A 15331-nucleotide genomic window follows, 5' to 3' on the forward strand; every position below is an offset into this window, starting at 1 on the left:
AAGAGGTGGAAAGTATGAAATTATTTCAACCTTCTGAGATAGTAACATCATTGCCAACACAATTTTTCGCTTCACTTGTTGCAAAAGTTAACAAAGTCGTTGCGGCTGGTCACGATGTTATTAATCTAGGTCAAGGTAATCCAGATCAACCAACACCGCAGCATATCGTAAAAGCTTTACAACATGCTGCAGAAAAGACCATTCATCATAAATATCCGCCATTTCGCGGACACGAAAGCTTAAAAGAAGCCGTGGCAACATTCTATCAACGTGAATATGATGTAGTAGTAAATCCAAAAACTGAAGTTGCTATTTTGTTTGGTGGAAAAGCTGGATTAGTAGAATTACCAATGTGTTTTACCAATCCTGGTGATACGATTCTCGTTCCCGATCCAGGCTATCCAGATTATTTATCCGGAGTTGCTTTAGCAAAAGCACAATTTGAAACAATGCCGCTTATTGCCGAAAATAAATTTTTACCAGATTATACAAAAATTGATGACGCTATTGCGAAACAAGCAAAGTTAATGTTTTTAAACTATCCAAACAATCCTACTGGTGCTACTGTATCAAAAGATTTCTTTGATGAAACCATTCATTTTGCTAATAAACATAATATATTAGTCGTTCACGATTTTGCTTACGGTGCGATCGGATTTGATGGTCAAAAACCGGTTAGTTTCTTGCAAGCAGACGGTGCAAAAGATATAGGAATTGAAATTTACACATTATCCAAAACTTTCAATATGGCTGGATGGCGTATTGCTTTTGCCATAGGGAATGAAAGTGTCATCGAAACAATTAACCTATTGCAAGATCATATGTATGTTAGTATTTTTGGTGCAGTTCAAGACGCTGCCCGCGAAGCGCTATTAAGTTCACAATCTTGCGTCGTAGATCTTGTAAATAGTTACGAATCTCGAAGAAATGCTCTTATTTCAGCTTGTCACTCTATCGGTTGGAATGTAGACATCCCAACCGGATCCTTCTTTGCATGGCTTCCTGTACCAGAAGGCTATACATCTGAGCAATTTTCTGATATTTTGCTAGAAAAAGCACACGTTGCAGTTGCTCCTGGTGTTGGATTTGGTGAACACGGTGAAGGATACGTCCGCGTTGGTCTCTTGCACACAGAAGAACGATTACGAGAAGCAATTAATCGAATTGATAAATTAAATTTTTTCAAAAAGTCGTTGACAACATGAAAAATATCTGACAAAATTCAGTTATCTTAAAAATTTAAACATTTCTAAATACTTCTTATCAAGAGCAGGTGGAGGGACGAGCCCGACGAAACCCGGCAACCGATCTACAATTGTAGACACGGTGCTAATTCTCGCAGCATTACGCTGACAGATAAGGAGCTGGTTGTAAAAAAACCTCTCCTTAGCTGAGAGGTTTTTTTATTTAACTAGGAGGTTATAACAATGAGCGGAATTATAGCGACGTATTTAATCCATGACGATTCACTTAACTTAGACAAAAAGGCTGAACAAATTGCACTCGGTTTAACAATTGGCTCTTGGACTCATTTGCCACATTTATTACAAGAACAATTAAAACAACATAAAGGCAACGTCATTCATATTGAGGAATTAGATGAACAAGAACATATCAATTCGTATCTACGCAAAAAAGTAAAACGTGGGATTATTAAAATCGAATACCCATTATTAAATTTCAGTCCAGATTTACCAGCGATTTTAACAACTACATTCGGAAAGTTATCACTTGATGGCGAAGTGAAATTAATTGACTTAACGTTTTCAGACGAATTAAAAAAGCACTTTCCTGGTCCAAAATTCGGTATAGACGGTATTCGAAATCGTGTACAAGTGTATAACCGTCCCCTTTTAATGAGCATTTTCAAAGGAATGATTGGACGAAATATTGGATACTTAAAAACTCAATTACGCGATCAAGCAATTGGTGGTGTGGATATCGTAAAAGATGATGAAATTTTATTCGAGAACTCCTTAACACCACTTGCGAAGCGAATTGTATCTGGAAAAGAAGTTTTACAATCCGTATATGAAACATACGGCCATAAAACATTATATGCCGTAAATTTAACAGGGCGAACTTTCGACTTAAAAGAAAATGCGAAACGCGCAGTGCAGGCTGGTGCTGATATTCTATTATTTAATGTATTTGCTTACGGACTAGATGTACTACAATCACTGGCAGAAGATGATGAAATCCCAGTTCCTATTATGGCACACCCTGCTGTAAGTGGTGCTTATTCAGCATCCAAGCTATATGGGGTCTCATCTCCATTATTACTTGGAAAGCTACTACGTTATGCTGGTGCTGATTTTTCTTTATTCCCGTCTCCATACGGAAGTGTTGCGTTAGAAAAGGAAGAGGCTTTCAACATTTCAAACTATCTAACTGAAGACGATGCGTTTTTCAAGAAAAGTTTCTCTGTCCCATCTGCTGGCATTCATCCTGGTTTCGTTCCCTTTATTCTACGAGACTTCGGTAAAGATGTTGTTATTAATGCGGGCGGCGGCATACATGGGCATCCGTATGGGGCGCAAGGTGGTGGAAAGGCTTTCCGCACTGCAATTGATGCTACTTTGCAAGGTAATCTACTCCATGAAGTAGATGACATAAATTTGCATAGCGCACTACAAATATGGGGAAATCCCTCTTATGAGGTGAAATTATGAGTATTCAAGTATTTTGTGATTTCGATGGTACGATTACAAATAACGATAACATTATGTCGATTATGGAAAAATTCGCACCACCAGAAGCAGAAGAAATAAAGCAAAGAATTTTATCACAAGAGCTTTCTATTCAAGAAGGTGTTTCTCAATTATTTCAATTGCTACCTACTAATTTGCATGATGATATAATTCAATTTTTAAAAGAAACTGCCGAAATTCGTAGTGGCTTTCGTGAATTTATACAATTTGTAAATGAAAATAATATTTCTTTTTACGTTGTATCAGGTGGAATGGATTTCTTCGTCTATCCACTCTTACAAGGAATCATTCCAAAAGAGCAAATTTACTGTAATGAAACAGACTTTTCAAATGAATACATTACAGTTAAGTGGCCTAACCCTTGTGATCATTACTGTCAAAATCATTGTGGATTATGTAAATCATCTTTAATCCGCAAATTAAGTGATACAAATAATTTCCATATTGTAATCGGAGATTCTATTACTGATTTACAAGCTGCGAAACAAGCAGATAAAGTATTCGCTCGCGATTTCCTTATTACAAAGTGTAAAGAAAATCATATTGTTTATACACCGTTTGAAACATTTCACGATGTTCAAGCTGAATTAAAACATTTGTTGGAGGTGAAATCATGAAACAACTGTTTCGTCAATGGTATGACTTAAGCGAGATTAAAAAAGAATTAACAACTCGAAATTGGTTTCCAGCAACAAGTGGCAATATTTCTATAAAAGTTAGTCATGAGCCGCTTACTTTCCTTATTACAGCAAGCGGTAAAGATAAAACAAAAACCACTCCAGATGATTTTCTATTAGTAGATCATGCAGGAGTTCCTGTTTTAGAGACTGAATTACGCCCTTCAGCAGAAACAATATTGCATACACATATTTATAACAATACGAATGCCGGGTGCGTACTTCATGTTCATACAACGGATAACAATGTCATCACAAATTTGTATAGCGATACAGTCACCCTTCAAAATCAAGAAATCATTAAAGCTCTTGATATTTGGGAGGAAGGTGCAACAATTCACATTCCTATTATCGAAAACCATGCTCATATCCCAACACTTGGGGAGAACTTCCGAAAACATATACAAGGAGATTCGGGAGCAGTATTAATTCGAAATCACGGCATCACTGTATGGGGCCGTGATAGCTTTGATGCAAAGAAAAGATTAGAAGCTTATGAGTTTTTATTCCAATTTCATATAAAACTATTATCAATTCAAGGAGGCGTTTCTAATGGCGCAAATTCGTATTCATGAAGTAAATACTCGCATTGAGAATGAAGTGGAAGTATCAAAATTTCTACAAGAGGAAGGCGTTTTATATGAGAAATGGAATATTTCTAAACTTCCTACTCATTTAAATGAAAATTATTCGTTAACAGATGATAACAAAGCTGAAATATTAACTGTTTTTTCAAAAGAAATCGCTGATGTTTCAGCACGCCGAGGTTATAAAGCGCATGATGTAATTTCACTTTCAAGTAGCACACCTAACCTTGACGAATTATTAATTAATTTCCAAAAAGAACACCATCATACTGATGATGAAGTTCGCTTTATTGTCAGTGGCCATGGCATCTTTGCTATTGAAGGCAAAGATGGAAAATTCTTTGACGTTGAACTTGAGCCAGGCGACCTAATCTCTGTTCCTGAAAATGCAAGACATTATTTTACTTTGCAGGATGATCGTCAAGTTGTAGCTATTCGTATTTTTGTTACAACTGAAGGCTGGGTTCCAATCTATTAAGGTAGCTAGTTGAATAAAAGGACTTGGACCCCCTTTTCCAACCTTTTATTCACTCTACATATATACATCCTCCTATGGAACAGGCTTATTTCAAAAAATGAAATAGGCCTGATTTTTTATTTATTCAAAGCATCTTTCCTCTTCTTCCAAGAAACAATCTATCCACTCGATTTTTCAAGTGTATTTCTCAACCCTTTTTGAACATTTGTTGAACTTTTTTTGATTTTTTTCTGAAAATTCTGTTTTATATATGATATACTACAACTAATAAGAAGGAAAATAATATTGCAAACAGAGGGGGATAATCATGAGTTTACTTATCGCACTTATACTAGGAGTTTTATGCGGAGCTATTCCTGTTATTTTAGGAGCTATTATGGAAGAGTTAGAAGTTGGTGTTTTAGGTTTTGTCGCCTCTTGTGTAAGCGCTTTATTTTTTGGTTTATACGGCGCTATTCCTGTTGCTATTCTGTGCGCATTTTATATATTACGCTACGCTCGCTCAAAACAATTTGGCGCTAACCACATGGCGCAAGTTATCCCGTTCCCGGTTGAACGGTGCCGTCGAGCTTCTAGCTTATAATTATAAAAATGAAATATATTTACCTAAATAAATAAAAGTCCTCAAATGAGGACTTTTATTTATTTTCTTCTAGAAATTGAAACAATTCTTGTAGATGTAACGCATCTTCACTATAGCTAACAGACACATGACATATATCGTCAATCTCAGCTTGCATATAAAGATCCACTCCATCACGATCATATTTTAATGCCAAGTAAAACTCCATTTCTTCTAACATCTTTTTTGAAGTTCGAATGACATAATGCCCTTTCTCATCTCTTCCATATTCAAAGTTTGGTTCAAAATCATATTTTTGTTTAAAGGCTTCCTTTTGTTTTTCATTGATTTGTATACAAGTTGCTCGCTGCACAGCATCAATCATCTCATCAAACTTTTGGAGATCCATCTCATTTACCCCCTTATATACTTTTTATATAACACTTGTGTTCCGCTATTTTCTTCTCCATCCATAATTAACTCTTCATACAATTCTTTCGCCAAGCTTAAACCTGGTACTGGTAATTGTAATTTTTCAGCCTCATCTAAAGCGATTTTCATATCTTTCATAAAATGCTTTACGTAAAACCCTGGCTCAAAGTCTCCTTTTAACATTCGAGGAGCTAAATTATTTAATGACCAACTACCTGCTGCACCTGTTGAAATACTCTCTAATACTTTATCTGGATTTAGTCCAGCCTTTTTCGCGTAAGCAACAGCTTCACATACTCCAATCATGTTGGATGCAATTGCAATTTGATTGCACATTTTCGTATGTTGTCCACTCCCAGCTGGTCCTTGTAACTGAATATTTGTTCCTAGTTTTTCAAATAACGGTAAACATCTATCATATATGTCTTTCTCTCCACCGACCATAATTGCAAGTCTTGCTTCTTTAGCACCAACATCTCCTCCAGATACTGGGGCATCTAACGTAAATACATTCTTTCTTTTACCAACTTCATTTATACGTTTTGCCAATGTTGGTGTAGATGTCGTAAAATCAATGGCTATCGTGCCTTCATTTGCATTCTCTATAATCCCTTCACTTCCAAAGTACACTTCTTCAACATCATGTGGATATCCAACCATAGTCATTACAACATCTACTTGCTTCACTAACTCTTTCGGTGTATCACACCAATTTGCACCATCTTGTACTAATGAATCTGTCTTCGCTTTCGTTCTATTATATACATATACTTTATGACCTTCTTGCATTAAATGACGAACCATACTTTTTCCCATTACACCGATACCGATGAAACCTATTGATAAAATTTTGTTTTCCATATTCTCATCCCCTTTGTTCTAATAAATCATTTACCATCTTTCGAAACTCATTATTAAAATCATCATCCATACTATTTTTCACATTTGAAAATAAAATAACAAAAGTCCCTTTTTCTTTATTAAAATTATTGAAAGTGTTCCAACCAGATAGTACACCATGATTATGAAAATAATCTGGGTATATATAAAAACTAAATGCATATTTCCGTTCTTCTGAAGGTGAAAACATCGCTTGCATACTTTGTTCAGAAAGAAGTTTCCCATTTATAATTGCTTCGTCTAATTTCTTCATATCTCCAACTGTCGTATACATCTCGCCGCAACCGTATAACCAATCCATTGACAATTTTTGTGCAGGTTCAAGTACATTATCTTTCTTAACGTACCCTTTAGTAAAATGCTGATCTCCCGGAGCCATATTTCCCATACCAGATTCGTGCATTTCTGCTTTAATAAATATATTTTCTTTTATGTAATCTCCTAACGTTTTTTTTGATATGCTTTCTATAATATAAGCAAGCACCATATAATTATAATCTGTATATCTCCAACCTGCTCCTGGTGGAAACTCTACTTTTTGACTCCCAATCCAATTTACTAAGTTTATACGAGAAGCCGCATTCACTTTTCCTTTGCCGCTTTCCGGTAAACCCGATGTATGCGTTAATAAATGATATAAAGTGATATTTTTATCTGCTGGAAATGAAGGAATATATGTATTTACATTTTCCTGAATGTTTAATTTCCCTTGTTCTTGTAGCTGTAAAATAGATGTAGCAACTACTGTTTTCGTAATAGAACCGATACGATATTTTGTTTGAGGTGTATTTTCTATTTTATTTTGAACATCAGCATATCCATATCCTTTATTCAATATAACACGCTCTTTATCAGTCACCAAAACTGTCCCATTAAATTGCTTTCCTACTAAATATTGATCTAATTTTTGAGATATACTAGCATAATCAATTTGTCTCTCTTCTTTTTCTTCTATATTATCTTGCACTTCTGACCCAATAGCCGGGGCCACATTAGTAGTTAACACTGTTTGTTCCATTACACTGGGAGCATAGAAAGCATAGTATACTCCACCGCAAACAACAGTACATAGTGAAGCAACTACTATTATTTTTTTTATCATATTGTTCCTCCATAATTACTTCATTACATATGGTCTCCCTACTACTATTATCAGGCAATAAAAAAAAATCGCAACAATTAGTTGCGAAAAATCACATTTTTTCTTTTCTATATATACATACCTGATTTTTCCCATTTTTTTTCGCTTCATATAATGCAATGTCCGCTCGCTGCATTAATTCTTCTCTTGTAATTCCTTTCTCATATAACGCTACTCCAAAACTCGCTGTTAATTTCGAAATTCCAGAGAATTGTTTTGTTTCAATAAAAAAGCGCAATGATTCTGCAACTTGAAATGCTTCTTTTTCTACTGTATTTGTCACTAATATAATAAATTCTTCTCCTCCCCATCTTGCAAATACATGTTGTTGCTCTACTTTAGACTTCATAAGTTCTGCAAGTTGTATTAATGCTAAGTCTCCAAAATCATGACCATATGTGTCATTTACTGTTTTAAAATTATCTATATCAAATAATATAATTGCCATTTTTTCATCGTTACGTATTACATTATCCCACTCTACCTCTAATATTTGTTGGAACTTCAAACGATTATAAATCTCTGTCAATGAATCTATCATGGCAAGTCTTTCTTGTTCTTGATAGATTTCATCTAATTCTGTAATCTCTGTACACTTTACAATAAATCTCGATAAATCTTCTGGTAACGGCGTCGCACGTAATAAAAAAGTTGATACAATTCCTTCATAATTAGACATCTTAATTCTTCTATCATATGATAATGTATCATCTAACCATGTTATATCATGAGTCGTCGAATAATATCCATTTTCTCTAATAAAATGTTCGGCAAACACTAAATGTTGCTCACGATAATCAAACAAATTTTCATATCCAAAAAACTCTAAAAAATTCGTATTACAATCAACAATCTCATCATCTTCTACTATAAATAATAGATCATTGTGAAAATCAAACATCATCTGCAGTAGTTCTTGTTGCAAACTTACTTGCCGCACTAAAGAAAGTTGATACAAACTTTTATTTACTTCCTCTAACACTACTTGTGGAGTTACTGGGGCTATCACAATATTACGTATTCCTAACGTAAGCACCTCTGTAAACTCATTTGTTATTTGTTGATCCCAAATGACAATGAATGTACTATGTGGATTATACATATTCTTTATATATTTTATTTGAGAAAAATCTGTTACATACATAATTACAATATGCGGTTTAGTCTTATGAAACAATAGTTCTCCTTCTTCAAAACTATTTGCTATAAACATGCATTTGGGATGAATATTTTCAATCGTTTGTTGATGTGTGCATCCATTTTCTATATAAAGGACATTTAACTTAAGATCTTGTAATACATTTTGGAAAACCGTATTCTCTAATAAAAAATGTAGTATGTTCATCACTAGTCTTCACTCACTTCATATATCTTGTTCTACAGAATTCCTCACAAACGTTTTATAAATAGCTATTCCCAAAAACTTTAATGCGTGAGGGATACATAGTAACAAGCTAATTGAGAATGTAATCTTCGCTTTTTCACTCTATAAATTCCTTTTTTAGTGTATGATTATAGGAATTGTATCGTTTGTATGAATGCCCTAGCTTACTCTTTAAAACTTGACAATTAAAATAAAGATATTATATTCTTAAACTCGACAACTTACAAAATGTAAGTAGAAGATATTACATTTATTTTTAAATAATTTGATATGTAATTTGGAGGATATATAATGACAAACGATAACTTTTTTAACGTTCTATATGAACGCACGTCTACACGTGCATTCAACCCAGACAAAGAAATTTCATCGACAGAATTACATGAAATTTTAAAAGCAGCTGCACAAGCACCTTCTGCTTGGAACCTGCAACACTGGAAATTCCTTGTTTTCCAAGGAGAAGATGTACAAAAACGATTACACCCAATTGCTTATAACCAACAACAAATTCTCGATGCTTCTGCAGTAGTCGCTGTTTTAGGTGATTTAGAAGCTTATAAAAATGTTGAACCCGTTTATGGTCCAATTGTTGAACAAGGCTTTATGAAAGAAGAAGCAAAAGAGCGCTTAGCTAAAAACATTGAATCTGCATATACTCGTGAACAATTCCCAAGAGATGCTGCTTTTTCAAATGCATCTTTAGCAGCAATGCAACTTATGCTTGCAGCTAAAGCAACTGGCTGGGACACTTGCGCTATCGGTGGTTTCAATCCACAAGCACTTACAGAAGAATTCAATGTTTCATCTCGATACGTACCAATTATGCTTATTACAATTGGTGAATCAACTTTAAAAGGCCACCCTGCACCACGAATGAGCGTAGAGCAAGTGAGTGAATGGGCAAAATAGTAAAAACGAAGGTAATTTCATTACCTTCGTTTTTTTATACTCTGTCACACATCCGTAATATTACAATGTGTTATTCGATATCTACAGATAGATAAACAGTACAGTTTATGTTAATTCCATAAACAAATATGACGTTTTGTGTCGAAATTTGTTAAAACATCGAAATATAACCGTGTATTTTTGTTACAATTATGATACAATGATAACAAATAGATAACAAGAGAGGGATTTTCATTGAGTTCATACGGAAGCTTTATCGCACTTTTAAGTTACATAGTAACTGTACTACTTCTATATTTTATTGGCGATGCTGCAAACATATCAGTGTTACAATTCCCAAAAGAAGAAGCGTTCCAATTAGACGCAGAAAAACATACTGCGCGATCCATTGCACCATTACTCTTAGCTCTCCCAGTATATATCATTGTTTTATATAAAAGTAAAAAAGTGTAAAGCCTACCTATTTCATTCATTTTGGTGGTCTTTACACTTTTTTGTGATATTTCCCCTATTTTAAACATCATTCCGTACTAAACACCCAGCTAGTCTTTTAAAATGAGAAAATACCCTAGAAAAAATTCCACGCTCTGTCCAGTCACTAACTACCGAACTTACATAGATTATAAGTGTGAAGGGGGTGATGAGGATTATGTTTGGATCATTTGGATGCTGTGATAACTTTAGAGACTGTCATCATCGTGAAAGAGAGTGTGACCATCGCGACCATCGTGAGAAAGAGAGAGAGGTAAAACCACAACAACCAGCTGTATGTAACGTACTTGCTAGCATTTCAGTTGGAACAGAGCTTTCTCTTTTAAGCATTAGAGGTAATGGTACTTTCAACAATGTAATTTTTGAAGGTTTCGCTAACGGTGTTGCTCTTTTCTCTGCTTTAGCTCGTAATAACAAAGACGACAAAGATAACAATAAAGACGATAAGAACAATCAAAATCGAAATACTTTTACTGGTATTTTACGTGTATGCCCAACTGATATCGTTGCAATCGCTATCTAATTCTGTCTCTTATCCTCGATAGTAAGCAAATAAGATTTACTTTTCTCATAGAAAAAACCTGAGACCGATTTCAAATCGACTCAGGTTTTTTTATTGATTATATGCTTTTAACTAATTCAACAACTTCTTCAGCAGTTGACATTGTTAATGCTTTTTCTGCTAATGTTTCCATTTCTGCTTTTGACAACTTGCTTAGTTGTGTTCTTGCAGGAAGGATAGATGTTGCACTCATACTGAACTCATCTAAGCCTAATCCTAATAATAATGGGATAGCAAGTGAATCTCCCGCCATCTCACCACACATACCAGCCCATTTGCCCTCTTTATGAGCAGCATCGATAACCATTTTTACAAGACGTAAAATAGATGGGTTATATGGTTGATATAAGTAAGCTACACGTTCGTTCATACGGTCTGCAGCCATTGTGTATTGGATTAAGTCATTTGTTCCGATAGAGAAGAAATCAACTTCTTTTGCGAATTGATCTGCTAATACTGCTGAAGCTGGAATTTCAACCATCATACCCACTTCAATAGAATCAGAAACAGTTGTACCCGCTTCTACAAGCTTTGCTTTCTCTTCTAATAAAATCGCTTTCGCTTGACGGAACTCATCAAGAGTTGCAATCATTGGGAACATAATTTTTAAGTTACCGTATACGCTAGCACGAAGTAATGCACGAAGTTGTGTACGGAACACATCTTGCTCATCAAGACATAAGCGAATTGCACGGTATCCTAAGAATGGGTTCATTTCTTTTGGTAAATGTAAGTATGGAAGCTCTTTATCTCCACCGATGTCAAGTGTACGAACAACAACAGGTTGACCTTCTTTTACACCTTCAAGAACTGCTTTATACGCCTCGAACTGCTCTTCTTCTGTTGGAAGATTGTCACGGCCCATGTATAAGAATTCTGTACGGTATAAACCAACGCCTTCTCCGCCATTATCGATAATACCTTGTACATCATTTGGTGTTCCGATATTAGCAACAAGCTCAACGTGATGTCCATCGCTCGTTACAGTAGCTTGGTCTTTTAATTTTGCCCATATTGCTTTTTGCTCTTCAAATTTCGCTTTCTTTTCTTCAAAAGAACGAAGAGTTTCTTCCGATGGGTTTACAATTACTTCTCCATCTAAACCGTCAATGATTACGATATCGCCATTTTGGATTTTCTCCATAACAACTTTCGTACCAACAACTGCAGGAATTTCCATAGAACGAGCCATAATTGCAGAGTGAGATGTACGTCCACCGATATCAGTCGTGAAACCTTTTGCATACTTACGGTTTAACTGAGCTGTATCAGATGGTGTTAAATCTTCAGCAATAATGATTACTTCTTCAGAAATTGTACCAGGGTTTGAGAAGTTAATTCCTAGTAAATGTGCAAGAACGCGTTTTGTTACGTCACGAATGTCCGCAGCACGTTCTTTCATATATTCGTTATCCATGTTTTCAAACATAGAAATAAACATTGATGCAACTTCATCCATTGCAAATTCAGCATTTACTTTTTCGCTATTTACTTTATCTTTTACCGGGTTTACTAGTTCTGGATCATTTAATACTAATAAATGTGCTTCAAAGATCGCAGCTTTATCAGCACCCAGCTCAGCAAAAGCGTGGTCCTTAATTGCTTCTAATTCAGTTTTTGCTTTCTCAAGCGCAGCGTCTAAGCGTGCAATTTCAGCAGCTTCGTTTGTAATTGATTTCTTTTCAATGTTAAATTCAGGATTCTCAAGTCTGAAAGCCTTTGCAATAGCAATCCCACTTGATGCAGCGATCCCTTGAATATTAAGAGTCATTATTCTCCTAATCCTTCGTTTTTCATAGTTTCTTCGATAGCTGCTAGTGCTTGAGCTGCATCATCACCATTTGCAGTGATTTTAATTTCTGCGTTTTGTTGAATGCCTAAAGACATAACGCCCATGATTGATTTTAAGTTAACGTTTTTTCCGTTATACTCTAAGTTAATGTCAGAACCAAATTTGCTTGCAGTGTTTACAAGTAGAGTTGCTGGACGTGCATGAATTCCTGAGTCGCTTGTTACTTTAAAGATTTTTTCCATGATAATTTATCTCCTTTAAATTACAGTTTTTTTTAGTTGTATAGACGTGAGTACTACATCATCTATTGTATATAATAGGCGATGTTCGGTCAACCACATCGCCTATTATAATTATAAACATTTTGCGTCAAATTCCTACTGAATGTCAATAATAGCGTTTTCGCCCTTCTTAACATTTCCATCTTTTTTCAATTCGACTTGTTGCCCTTGTTGTAAATTTGTAAATACAATTGGCGTAATAATAGATGGTGCATTTTCTTTTATGAATGTAAGATCTACTTTTAATAATGGTTGTCCTTGTTTCACTTTGTCGCCTTGTGCTACAAGTGCCTCAAATCCTTCACCATTTAATTTTACAGTATCAATACCAAAGTGAATTAATATCTCTTTTCCACCCTCAGATTGAATACCAATCGCATGCTTTGTAGGGAATACATTGACGATCTCACCATTAACTGGAGAAACTACTGTTCCTTCTGTTGGCTCGATTGCAAATCCGTCTCCCATCATTTTTCCTGAGAATACTTGATCAGGTACTTCTGTAATCGGTAAGATTTTCCCTTCAATTGGTGATACGATTGTTTCATTTTCATCAACTTTTTGAGGAGTTTCTTCTACCTTTACAGGCTCTTCTTTTTCAACATGAGGTGTACGGCCTGACATAATATCATGAATTTGTGATTTTAATGTGTCAGATTTTGGTCCGAAAATAGCTTGAATGTTATTTCCAACTTCAAGTACACCAGCCGCTCCAAGTTCTTTTAAGCGGTCTTTGTTTACATTCTTTTGTTCGTTAACTTGAACACGTAAACGAGTAATACAAGCATCTAAAGAAGCAATGTTTTCTTTACCACCAAGTGCTACTAATACTTCTCGAGGAAGTTCACCTGCTTCTGTTTTTCCTGCGCCGTCATTCGCATTTGCTACTTCACGACCAGGTGTTTTTAAATTCCATTTACGGATTGCAAAGCGGAATCCGAAGTAGTAAATAACTGCTAGTACAAGACCAACAATAATTACCCACCACCATGCTGTACGGCCTGGTAATACACCGAATAACATAAAGTCGATTAAACCACCAGAGAATGTCATACCAATTTTAACACCTAAAATTTGCATTGTCATAAATGATAGACCAGCAAATACAGCGTGAATTCCGAATAATACTGGTGCTACGAATAAGAATGAAAATTCAAGTGGTTCTGTAATACCTGTTAAGAAAGATGTTAATGCAGCAGAACCTAAAATACCAGCTGCTAATTTTTTATTTTCTGGACGTGCTTCATGGTACATTGCTAAAGCTGCTGCTGGAAGACCGAACATCATGAACGGATACTTACCAGTTGTAAATGTACCTGCTGTTAATTCTACACCATCTTTTAACTGTGCCATAAAGATTTTTTGGTCACCGCGGATTAATTCGCCAGCCGCATTTGTGTACTGACCAAATTCGAACCAGAACGGTGAATAGAAAATGTGATGTAATCCAAATGGAATTAATGAACGTTCAATTAAACCAAAAATAAATGCTGCTAACGTTCTATTCGCATCAATCATTTGATGTGAGAACGTATTTAAGCCACCTTGAATGTATGGCCAAATGAAGCACATGATAATACCTACTACTAAAGAGAATGTTGCAGTTGCGATCGGTACGAAACGCTTACCTGCAAAGAAACCTAGGTATGAAGGTAATTCAATATTGAAGTATTTATTATAGCAATATGCCGCTACTATACCGACGATAATACCACCAAATACTCCTGTTTGTAGCGTTGGAATTCCTAATACATTCGCATATGCTGGATCTGCAAATCCAATTTTCACTGGGTCTGCTCCAGAACTTGTTACTTTTACTAACTTATCTACTTCTAAGAACACACTCATCGTTTTGTTCATAATTAGGTAGCCAACGAATGCTGCTAAACCAGCTACTCCGTCTCCACCTGCTAAACCAATTGCTACCCCAACTGCGAATAATAATGCAAGGTTAGCGAAAATAATATCACCAGATTGTTCCATAATTTTTGCAACCATTACGAACCAATCTGCTTTTAAAGCAGGAATAACATTTGTTAACTGTGGATTTTGAAATGCATTACCAAATCCAAGTAAAATACCTGCTGCCGGTAAAATCGCTACTGGAAGCATTAACGCTTTCCCGACTTTTTGAAGAACACCAAAGATCTTCTTAAACATGGAAACCCTTCCTCTCTTATCTATATTGATACCTTCCGACAAACGCCAAAAAGGCATGAGGAAAAAAAGATAGAACGATAGCTATACAAAGGGTAGTATATCCCTTTCTCTAGCTTACATTCCTGGCTTTTCTCCACTCATGCCTGATCGAATCAGTAACACGTGTCAAAAATAGGTTTACGTATAAGTTCACTATAATTAAGGCAAACGTTTTCGTTACTTACCTTAATGTGTTTGTCGAAATTTGTATAACTTTGCAATAG

16 protein-coding genes and 1 riboswitch are annotated in these 15331 nt (G+C 35.4%); of the genes, 9 read left to right on the forward strand and 7 right to left on the reverse strand.

Annotated features, from left to right (window positions below):
* Window positions 1-14: 14 nt before the first annotated feature.
* The 6 genes from ACUN26_RS16785 (at window position 15) to ACUN26_RS16810 (ending at window position 5036) form a co-directional block, all read left to right on the forward strand.
* Window positions 15-1205, forward strand: coding sequence for a pyridoxal phosphate-dependent aminotransferase (locus tag ACUN26_RS16785; protein WP_000765541.1), 1191 nt, complete (start codon window positions 15-17; stop codon window positions 1203-1205).
* A gap of 52 nt (window positions 1206-1257) precedes the next feature.
* Window positions 1258-1363: riboswitch (SAM riboswitch) on the forward strand.
* A 64-nt stretch (window positions 1364-1427) separates the two neighbouring features.
* A complete protein-coding gene (gene mtnW, locus ACUN26_RS16790; RefSeq protein ID WP_000014211.1) occupies window positions 1428-2672 on the forward strand; it encodes a 2,3-diketo-5-methylthiopentyl-1-phosphate enolase in 1245 nt (414 codons plus the stop codon).
* Entirely contained in the window at window positions 2669-3328 is a 660-nt protein-coding gene (locus ACUN26_RS16795) for a 2-hydroxy-3-keto-5-methylthiopentenyl-1-phosphate phosphatase (RefSeq protein ID WP_000027454.1), read from the forward strand. Before mtnW ends, ACUN26_RS16795 begins: the two co-directional genes overlap by 4 nt.
* Window positions 3325-3963: a methylthioribulose 1-phosphate dehydratase gene (locus tag ACUN26_RS16800; RefSeq protein WP_000811318.1), complete on the forward strand. Its 639-nt coding sequence runs from the start codon at window positions 3325-3327 to the stop codon at window positions 3961-3963. The genes ACUN26_RS16795 and ACUN26_RS16800 overlap by 4 nt, the downstream gene beginning before the upstream one ends.
* Complete coding sequence (locus ACUN26_RS16805; protein ID WP_000057312.1) at window positions 3941-4453, forward strand: 1,2-dihydroxy-3-keto-5-methylthiopentene dioxygenase; 513 nt, start codon at window positions 3941-3943, stop codon at window positions 4451-4453. Before ACUN26_RS16800 ends, ACUN26_RS16805 begins: the two co-directional genes overlap by 23 nt.
* Window positions 4454-4760: 307 nt before the next feature.
* Window positions 4761-5036, forward strand: coding sequence for a hypothetical protein (locus ACUN26_RS16810; RefSeq protein ID WP_000054650.1), 276 nt, complete (start codon window positions 4761-4763; stop codon window positions 5034-5036).
* A gap of 55 nt (window positions 5037-5091) precedes the next feature.
* Here the strand turns inward: ACUN26_RS16810 and ACUN26_RS16815 are convergent, their stop codons facing one another.
* From ACUN26_RS16815 to ACUN26_RS16830, 4 genes are all read right to left on the reverse strand, one after another.
* Window positions 5092-5424, reverse strand: a complete 333-nt coding sequence (locus ACUN26_RS16815; RefSeq protein WP_000365606.1) for a DUF3909 family protein — start codon at window positions 5422-5424, stop codon at window positions 5092-5094.
* 5 nt (window positions 5425-5429) lie between these two features.
* A complete protein-coding gene (locus ACUN26_RS16820) occupies window positions 5430-6308 on the reverse strand; it encodes an NAD(P)-dependent oxidoreductase (protein WP_000428222.1) in 879 nt (292 codons plus the stop codon).
* Window positions 6309-6312: 4 nt separating this feature from the next.
* A complete protein-coding gene (locus tag ACUN26_RS16825) occupies window positions 6313-7449 on the reverse strand; it encodes a serine hydrolase domain-containing protein (RefSeq protein ID WP_000591854.1) in 1137 nt (378 codons plus the stop codon).
* 91 nt (window positions 7450-7540) lie between these two features.
* Window positions 7541-8833 (reverse strand): GGDEF domain-containing protein, encoded by a 1293-nt coding sequence (locus ACUN26_RS16830; protein ID WP_001023176.1) that lies wholly within the window; start codon window positions 8831-8833, stop codon window positions 7541-7543.
* Between the two features lie 330 nt (window positions 8834-9163).
* Here ACUN26_RS16830 and ACUN26_RS16835 point away from each other — a divergent pair, with 330 nt between their 5' ends.
* The 3 genes from ACUN26_RS16835 to ACUN26_RS16845 all read left to right on the forward strand — a co-directional run bounded on the left by ACUN26_RS16835 (window position 9164) and on the right by ACUN26_RS16845 (window position 10796).
* Entirely contained in the window at window positions 9164-9781 is a 618-nt protein-coding gene (locus tag ACUN26_RS16835) for a nitroreductase family protein (RefSeq protein WP_000180374.1), read from the forward strand.
* A gap of 234 nt (window positions 9782-10015) precedes the next feature.
* Window positions 10016-10234 carry a hypothetical protein gene (locus tag ACUN26_RS16840; RefSeq protein ID WP_000100489.1) on the forward strand — a complete coding sequence of 73 codons (219 nt, stop codon included), beginning with the start codon at window positions 10016-10018 and terminating at the stop codon, window positions 10232-10234.
* A 196-nt stretch (window positions 10235-10430) separates the two neighbouring features.
* Entirely contained in the window at window positions 10431-10796 is a 366-nt protein-coding gene (locus ACUN26_RS16845; RefSeq protein WP_000468033.1) for a DUF3915 domain-containing protein, read from the forward strand.
* Between the two features lie 97 nt (window positions 10797-10893).
* Here the strand turns inward: ACUN26_RS16845 and ptsP are convergent, their stop codons facing one another.
* The 3 genes from ptsP to ptsG form a co-directional block, all read right to left on the reverse strand.
* Complete coding sequence (gene ptsP / locus ACUN26_RS16850) at window positions 10894-12606, reverse strand: phosphoenolpyruvate--protein phosphotransferase (RefSeq protein WP_000174209.1); 1713 nt, start codon at window positions 12604-12606, stop codon at window positions 10894-10896.
* On the reverse strand, window positions 12606-12869 hold the full coding sequence (gene ptsH, locus ACUN26_RS16855) for a phosphocarrier protein HPr (RefSeq protein WP_000411080.1): 264 nt from the start codon (window positions 12867-12869) through the stop codon (window positions 12606-12608). The genes ptsP and ptsH overlap by 1 nt, the downstream gene beginning before the upstream one ends.
* A 135-nt stretch (window positions 12870-13004) precedes the next feature.
* Window positions 13005-15068: a PTS glucose transporter subunit IIABC gene (ptsG, locus tag ACUN26_RS16860; RefSeq protein WP_000473188.1), complete on the reverse strand. Its 2064-nt coding sequence runs from the start codon at window positions 15066-15068 to the stop codon at window positions 13005-13007.
* Window positions 15069-15331 lie beyond the last annotated feature (263 nt).

This window comes from Bacillus sp. WC2503 (assembly GCF_052682895.1).

Coding starts and splice junctions, on each gene's coding strand:
- ACUN26_RS16800 (WP_000811318.1), top strand. CDS start 3,325: ATGAAACAACTGTTTCGTCAATGGTATGACTTAAGCGAGATTAAAAAA.
- ACUN26_RS16810 (WP_000054650.1), top strand. CDS start 4,761: ATGAGTTTACTTATCGCACTTATACTAGGAGTTTTATGCGGAGCTATT.
- ACUN26_RS16820 (WP_000428222.1), bottom strand. CDS start 6,308: ATGGAAAACAAAATTTTATCAATAGGTTTCATCGGTATCGGTGTAATG.
- ptsG (WP_000473188.1), bottom strand. CDS start 15,068: ATGTTTAAGAAGATCTTTGGTGTTCTTCAAAAAGTCGGGAAAGCGTTA.
- mtnW (WP_000014211.1), top strand. CDS start 1,428: ATGAGCGGAATTATAGCGACGTATTTAATCCATGACGATTCACTTAAC.
- ptsP (WP_000174209.1), bottom strand. CDS start 12,606: ATGACTCTTAATATTCAAGGGATCGCTGCATCAAGTGGGATTGCTATT.
- ACUN26_RS16825 (WP_000591854.1), bottom strand. CDS start 7,449: ATGATAAAAAAAATAATAGTAGTTGCTTCACTATGTACTGTTGTTTGC.
- ACUN26_RS16845 (WP_000468033.1), top strand. CDS start 10,431: ATGTTTGGATCATTTGGATGCTGTGATAACTTTAGAGACTGTCATCAT.
- ACUN26_RS16835 (WP_000180374.1), top strand. CDS start 9,164: ATGACAAACGATAACTTTTTTAACGTTCTATATGAACGCACGTCTACA.
- ACUN26_RS16830 (WP_001023176.1), bottom strand. CDS start 8,833: ATGAACATACTACATTTTTTATTAGAGAATACGGTTTTCCAAAATGTA.
- ACUN26_RS16785 (WP_000765541.1), top strand. CDS start 15: ATGAAATTATTTCAACCTTCTGAGATAGTAACATCATTGCCAACACAA.
- ptsH (WP_000411080.1), bottom strand. CDS start 12,869: ATGGAAAAAATCTTTAAAGTAACAAGCGACTCAGGAATTCATGCACGT.
- ACUN26_RS16805 (WP_000057312.1), top strand. CDS start 3,941: ATGGCGCAAATTCGTATTCATGAAGTAAATACTCGCATTGAGAATGAA.
- ACUN26_RS16815 (WP_000365606.1), bottom strand. CDS start 5,424: ATGGATCTCCAAAAGTTTGATGAGATGATTGATGCTGTGCAGCGAGCA.
- ACUN26_RS16795 (WP_000027454.1), top strand. CDS start 2,669: ATGAGTATTCAAGTATTTTGTGATTTCGATGGTACGATTACAAATAAC.